We start from the raw sequence: 5,950 nt of genomic DNA, 5'->3' as shown, positions 1-5,950 counted from the left end.
AGATTTACTCACCAGACCATCCATTATTTGTTGTTTGATGAGGGCATTAAAATCTTGAGCAGGGTTTATTTTGTGATCAAACTGTCGGGTTAATGAGAACTATTCTCTTGATGCGTAAGGCCTGTTATGGAAACCTTTTCCCTTTCCGCATTGGTTGTTTTTCTCGCTGAAATCGGTGACAAGACCCAGCTGCTTTCCCTGATGCTGGCGTTGCAGTTTCGCGCTCCCTGGCTGATCTCTCTGGCTATTTTGCTGGCCACTCTGTTGAACCATGCCGTTGCCGCCTGGTTTGGCAGCTGGGTGGTCGCCTGGATTTCCCCCGATATTCTTCAATATCTGATTGCCGCCTCCTTTTTCACCGTTGCTGCATGGACACTGATACCGGATAAGCTGGATGACAGTGATGGGCCAATGAATGGTTATGGTGTTTTTCTAACGACATTGGCTCTGTTTTTTGTGGCTGAAATGGGTGATAAGACTCAGGTCGCGACTGTGCTTCTGGCGGCTGAATTTTCTGCAACGGCCTATTCTGCAATGATCATGGTGATTGGTGGTACTACGCTGGGCATGATGCTGGCCAATATTCCTGTGGTTTTCTTTGGTGAGAAGTTGGCAGAAAGGCTGCCACTGCAATGGATTCGCCGTGGAGCTGCGTTGTTGTTTGCCGTGTTGGGCGTGATGGCTCTGGTGTATCAATCATAATGTTTTTTTTCCGGCTGACCAGCTTGAAAAACACGGGGGGCCGATTCTGAATAAAATGATGGCCAGGTGTACGCTGGCAGTTGACGTCAGATCGGGTTTTGTGCAGAATGCGCTGCATCGGGACGCGATGTCCCGGTTTCTATGGTGGATCTTGCCGGTCCCCCCGCAATAATCAGCTACGAACCCCGCCAGGCCCGGAAGGGAGCAACGGTAGTAGTGACATTATGTGCCGGGGTGTGGCTGGCAGGGTTTGCCTCCATTATTTCGGTTGTTCCGGATATTTCTCCCCCCCCAAAAACTCTCGTTCAAACACAGCTTCAACGCTTCCTGATCGTGCAATTTCAAGGCTTCTTGGTTAGCATAGATACTCTTTAATTCCGACATCAGGTGTTGACGCTACTCAATGAGCTATCAGGTTCTTGCACGCAAATGGCGACCCCGCTCTTTCAAAGAGCTGGTAGGGCAATCTCATGTTCTTCAGGCGTTGGTTAACGCCCTGGATCAGGATCGTCTTCACCATGCCTACCTGTTTACCGGTACCCGGGGGGTGGGTAAGACCACCATTGCCCGTATTTTTGCCAAGTGTCTGAATTGTGAGCAGGGGGTCAGCTCGATCCCCTGTGGCCAGTGTTCAGCTTGTAAAGAGATTAATGATGGTCGGTTTGTTGACCTGATTGAAGTGGATGCCGCCTCCAGAACCAAGGTAGAAGATACCCGGGAGCTGTTGGATAACGTCCAGTATGCACCAACCCGTGGGCGCTATAAGGTGTACCTGATCGATGAGGTGCACATGCTCTCGCCGCACAGTTTTAATGCGTTGTTAAAAACGCTGGAAGAGCCGCCTCCCCATGTAAAATTCCTGCTGGCAACCACCGATCCTCAGAAGTTACCGGTAACTATTTTGTCCCGCTGTCTTCAGTTCAGCCTGAAGAACATGACGCCAGAGCGAATTGTCGGCCATCTGGAGAATATCCTTGGACAGGAGCAGATCCCCTGCGAAGTGGCGGCCCTGTGGCAGCTGGCCCGTGCTGCCGATGGCAGTATGCGTGATGCCCTCAGTTTGACGGATCAGGCTATTGCTTTTGGCAATGGGCGGGTTAGTGAGGCTGAGGTGGGGGCGATGCTGGGTACCATTGACCAGGGTCAGGTGATGAAGATGGTGATGGCGCTGTCCACGGCCGACGCGGCTCATATTCTTGGCTCTGTTTCATCCCTGGCAGAACATTCACCGGATTATCTGGCGGTACTGGATGATATTCTGTCCCTGTTACATCGGGTGGCTATTGCCCAGGCTGTGCCCGATGCTGTTGATAACAGTCAGGGTGATCGTGAACAGGTCATAGCGCTGGCATCATCAATGACGGCCGAGGATGTTCAGCTTTATTACCAGATTGGTCTTGTGGGCAAGAAAGACCTGCCCCTGGCACCGGATCCCCGTGGTGGTTTTGAAATGGCCTTGCTGCGTATGTTGGCGTTCCGGCCCGATGGCGCGCCAGCGGCAGGCAGGCCGCTTGATATTTCTGGTGCAAAGCATGATGTGGCAACGGTTGCATCGCTGTCGGCAAACAATGTCGCACCTTCATCAGCTGAAGGCCCTTCATTGGCTGAGGGCTCTTCATTGGCTGAGGGCTCTTCATTGGCTGAGGGCTATTCATCTCACAAAAGCACCTCTGATGAGGAAGGTGCCTCTGATCCGGAGCCTGAGCCCGTTACCCAACAAGTTGATGCTCCTGCTGTTGTTCATGAAACTGTTCATGAAAAGATTGAACGCGAAAACCCTTCAGTTCAGAGTATTGGTCACAGGGATACCTTTGAGCCTCCTGCTATTGCTGATGAGCTACCAAAGACACCACCAGAGGAAATCACCTCTCAGACTGTGGTCAGCGAAGATGCACCGCCGATCCCGGAGGCCGTTCCACTGTCAGCTTATGACCAGGGGGGGGGGCTTTGAGTCGCCAGTTTATGATGATCATGATACTGCTCCCTCACTGGATGATATGCAGACACACTGGACGTCCGGAGACGAATATCAGGAATCTGCCACTGTGGTGGATGCCTCTGCTCACGAGTCTCTGAGTCTGCAAGGGGGTGGTGCCCCTGAAGCACCAGTCAGGGCTGTGGTGGAATTACCGGCAAAAGAAGATCGGGTGCCATTAACGCAGATGGATTCTGTAAGCTGGGTTCAGGTTTTTCGCGGCCTTCCCCTGGGAGGGGTGACAGGCACCATTGGTTCCCATTGTGAGTTTGTTGGCAGTGAGCAGGGTGCTATCCGCTTGCGACTTGATGAACAGCGCAGCACGCTCTACAACGACACCCATCGACAGCGTATGGAAAAGGCGCTGTGTGATTATTTTGCACAGTCCGTTAAACTGTCAATTGACACTGGTCGTATTGTTAATGAAACTCCTGCAGCCTGGCGCGAACGGAAAATTGCCGAGCGTCTCCAGGAAGCGAGAGAGAGTATCTATTCAGATGCCAGGGTAAAGGGGTTGGTTGAGACCTTTTCTGCCATGGTGCTGGATGACTCGATTCAGCCACTAGGTAATATCATCAAGTAGAAAGCCCGGGTGGGATTATCGGTGAATTCCGGTGATTCTCCTTTGGTGTTTTTGTGCAGAGGTCAATATGTTTAAAGGTGGTATGGGCAATCTGATGAAGCAGGCCCAGAAAATGCAGGAAGATATGGAGAAACTCCAGGAGGAGTTGGCCAATGCAGAAGTCACTGGCGAAGCCGGTGCCGGGCTGGTTAAGGTGATCATGACCGGTCGTTATGATGTGCGTAAGGTGGAAATTGATCCGAGCCTTTTTGCAGAAGACAAGGAGATGTTGGAAGATCTGGTGGCTGCTGCTATCAATGATGCGGTTCGTAAAGTAGAAGAGAACAACAAGGAAAAAATGGGTGAGCTCACCTCAGGACTCGGCCTTCCAGGCGGTATGAAATTACCATTCTAAACGCCTAACGTCCGACGCTTTTGTTATGTAGAACTAATGGGTGTCGGGTAGCGATATCATTGTTATTCAGGTTTTGTTTATGTTCAGCCCCATGATCAGGGAATTGATGGAGTCATTGCGCTGTCTGCCAGGCGTGGGGCCGCGTTCGGCCCAGAGAATGGCGTTGCACCTGCTGGAAAGGGACCGCGACGGGGCTGTGCGCTTGTCGGCTGCTCTCAGGCAGGCTGCCGAAGGGGTGGGGCGATGCGGGCATTGCCGTACACTGACGGAAGAGCCAGTCTGTCAGATCTGTGCTAATCCCGGCAGAGATGAAAAGCTTTTGTGCATTGTCGAGAATCCTTCGGATGTTATGGCTTTTGAGCAGGCAGGTGGATTTTCAGGGCGTTACTTTGTCTTAATGGGGCATTTGTCGCCTATTGATGGTATCGGCCCGGAAGATATTGGCATTGAACACCTGTTGAAAACGGTGGCTGATAATCAGGTTGAAGAGGTCATCCTGGCAACCAACCCTACGGTAGAAGGAGAGGCCACGGCGCACTATATTGCCGAAGAGCTGAAATCCCTCGGGGTGACGGCCACTCGCATTGCCCATGGTGTTCCCCTGGGTGGTGAGCTTGAGTTTGTGGATGGTGGTACCCTGGCTCATGCCCTGGCAGGCCGCAAAAAGGTTGAATTCTGACCAAAGGTTGATCAATCGCTTAACAGAATTGTAATGTGACCGAAGTGGCGTTGAATGGTCAACCTGCACAGATGTTCAAGGGAGGAACCAGTGGAAGCATGCATCATGAGAATTGGTCATCTGACTGTTAAGTTACAACAAGGTTCCCACTTTTTTAACCATGCCATACCATGGATTTCCAAAGAGTCACACCGTTAATACGGTTCAAATTGTCGAAATCCCTGGTATTGTCGTAAAACCGATCATTCCGCTGCAAGTATTTAGCTACGGTGTCACCTGCACATGCTGGATCACATTCTTTCGGGCGGTAGTAAAACTGAACAGAGTACGCCCTGAGGGCCAGGGCCTTCTTGATAACAAAGTGTGCAGTATTTTTTTTGACAAAATCAGAAGGATTCTCCACGACCGCGGGCCACATGCAAATTACCCGATCCTGTTTATTGAGAAACAGGTAAACCAGCAAACCACTGGTATCTGTTGCCGCAAAGTATCTTTCTATATAGGCTTTGGCTGACCGATTGCCGGGTGTGTATCCGGGCACAAAAGAAAGATACTTTTTCAGCCCCGGTGGCAGAGGCAACGCAGCACATTCTTTTGACAAAGTGGTTTTCTGATGGAAAGTGCGTTGAATCACCCGCCTGCACAGATTTTTGAGAGAGGAAGGGGGGGAATTCTTCAGATGTTCACTTTCGTGCATACCATATATTTCAGCCATTGGACCTTGCCACTGACAATCGGTAAATGGACACTTGAGGTAAAATTTGTCGATTGAGCGTCTCTTACACAGATCAGGAAAGGTAAATTTGCAAGTATTTATATTTTCCTGATCAGGAGGTACTCCATTAGCTGAGCACTGGTGGCATAAACGATCTGGCGGGATTGTAAGGTTTCTGTAATGGCTGCAGTCGTCACATAAATGATAGCCGCAACCTGTTTGCACCACGCTTCGTGCCAATCCTTTACAATCAACGCAAAGACTACTCGGTAATGAATCGAGATACTCTTGATTTTCGTTCGGAAAAGCTTCCACATTGCGAATATGGTATCCGCCCCACAACACTTTGTTGCTGTAAACATCCGCAACTGTACCTCGGGCACTGCCCATCATCGGCAGTTTTGGAGCGCTGGCTACTGCGTTCAAGTTCACTATTAATCCAGGATAAATGTTTTAATTCAACTGCCCCGGCCCAAGTCATGGCAATCACATGTTCGAGGTGTAGTCTTTAAGATCAGCAACTAGTATAGCCAACATCGGCTCTGTCGCAGGGCTCGGATGCTTGCAAACAGTCGCCAGTTGGAGGTATAGCCCCGGCTTTTGTTTCTCTTTATAAACTGCCAAAACGGTCACTCACAGTGGGCATATATCCAGTAGAGATGCGCGTCAGCAGTTTTTTAAGCGGTTGGGTGTGTTGAAGGGCCTCTGGGCCCATTTATGATTCACCTGCCCCCTTCGTTTGGTCCTTCCGGATTTGCTGAACTTGAACGTTTTTTACGATCACTACTTTTGATTTGATGGTATGGGGAGATATGAAGTGGTTAAATCTGAGAGATAGATAAATCTGATCTGGTCGGAGCGAGAGGATTTGAACCTCCGACCCCCACAACCCCATTGTGGTG

At 50.4% G+C, this 5,950-nt stretch carries 6 protein-coding genes and 1 other RNA gene; 6 read left to right on the top strand and 1 reads right to left on the bottom strand.

The window, feature by feature from the left end:
* The first annotated feature begins 126 nt into the window (after positions 1-126).
* The 6 genes from KDK15_RS14320 (at position 127) to recR (ending at position 4,333) form a co-directional block, all read left to right on the top strand.
* Positions 127-702, top strand: a complete 576-nt coding sequence (locus KDK15_RS14320) for a TMEM165/GDT1 family protein (protein ID WP_257296064.1) — start codon at positions 127-129, stop codon at positions 700-702.
* A 152-nt stretch (positions 703-854) separates the two neighbouring features.
* An RNA gene (gene ffs, locus KDK15_RS14315) (signal recognition particle sRNA small type) lies at positions 855-951 on the top strand.
* A 154-nt stretch (positions 952-1,105) separates the two neighbouring features.
* Positions 1,106-2,653: a DNA polymerase III subunit gamma/tau gene (dnaX, locus tag KDK15_RS14310; protein WP_257296063.1), complete on the top strand. Its 1,548-nt coding sequence runs from the start codon at positions 1,106-1,108 to the stop codon at positions 2,651-2,653.
* Positions 2,631-3,260 (top strand): DNA polymerase III subunit gamma/tau C-terminal domain-containing protein, encoded by a 630-nt coding sequence (locus KDK15_RS14305; RefSeq protein WP_257296062.1) that lies wholly within the window; start codon positions 2,631-2,633, stop codon positions 3,258-3,260. The genes dnaX and KDK15_RS14305 overlap by 23 nt, the downstream gene beginning before the upstream one ends.
* Before the next feature lie 67 nt (positions 3,261-3,327).
* Positions 3,328-3,654, top strand: coding sequence for a YbaB/EbfC family nucleoid-associated protein (locus tag KDK15_RS14300; RefSeq protein ID WP_257296061.1), 327 nt, complete (start codon positions 3,328-3,330; stop codon positions 3,652-3,654).
* 79 nt (positions 3,655-3,733) lie between these two features.
* On the top strand, positions 3,734-4,333 hold the full coding sequence (recR, locus tag KDK15_RS14295; RefSeq protein WP_257296060.1) for a recombination mediator RecR: 600 nt from the start codon (positions 3,734-3,736) through the stop codon (positions 4,331-4,333).
* Between the two features lie 154 nt (positions 4,334-4,487).
* Here recR and KDK15_RS14290 read toward each other — a convergent pair whose 3' ends face one another.
* Positions 4,488-5,048, bottom strand: coding sequence for a hypothetical protein (locus KDK15_RS14290; protein WP_257296059.1), 561 nt, complete (start codon positions 5,046-5,048; stop codon positions 4,488-4,490).
* Positions 5,049-5,950: the final 902 nt, after the last annotated feature.

Origin of the sequence: Endozoicomonas sp. YOMI1 (assembly GCF_024606345.1) — a bacterium.
Lineage (GTDB): Bacteria > Pseudomonadota > Gammaproteobacteria > Pseudomonadales > Endozoicomonadaceae > Endozoicomonas.
The sequence above is the reverse complement of the archived record's forward strand: the minus strand, read 5'-3'. Positions and strand labels throughout refer to the sequence as shown.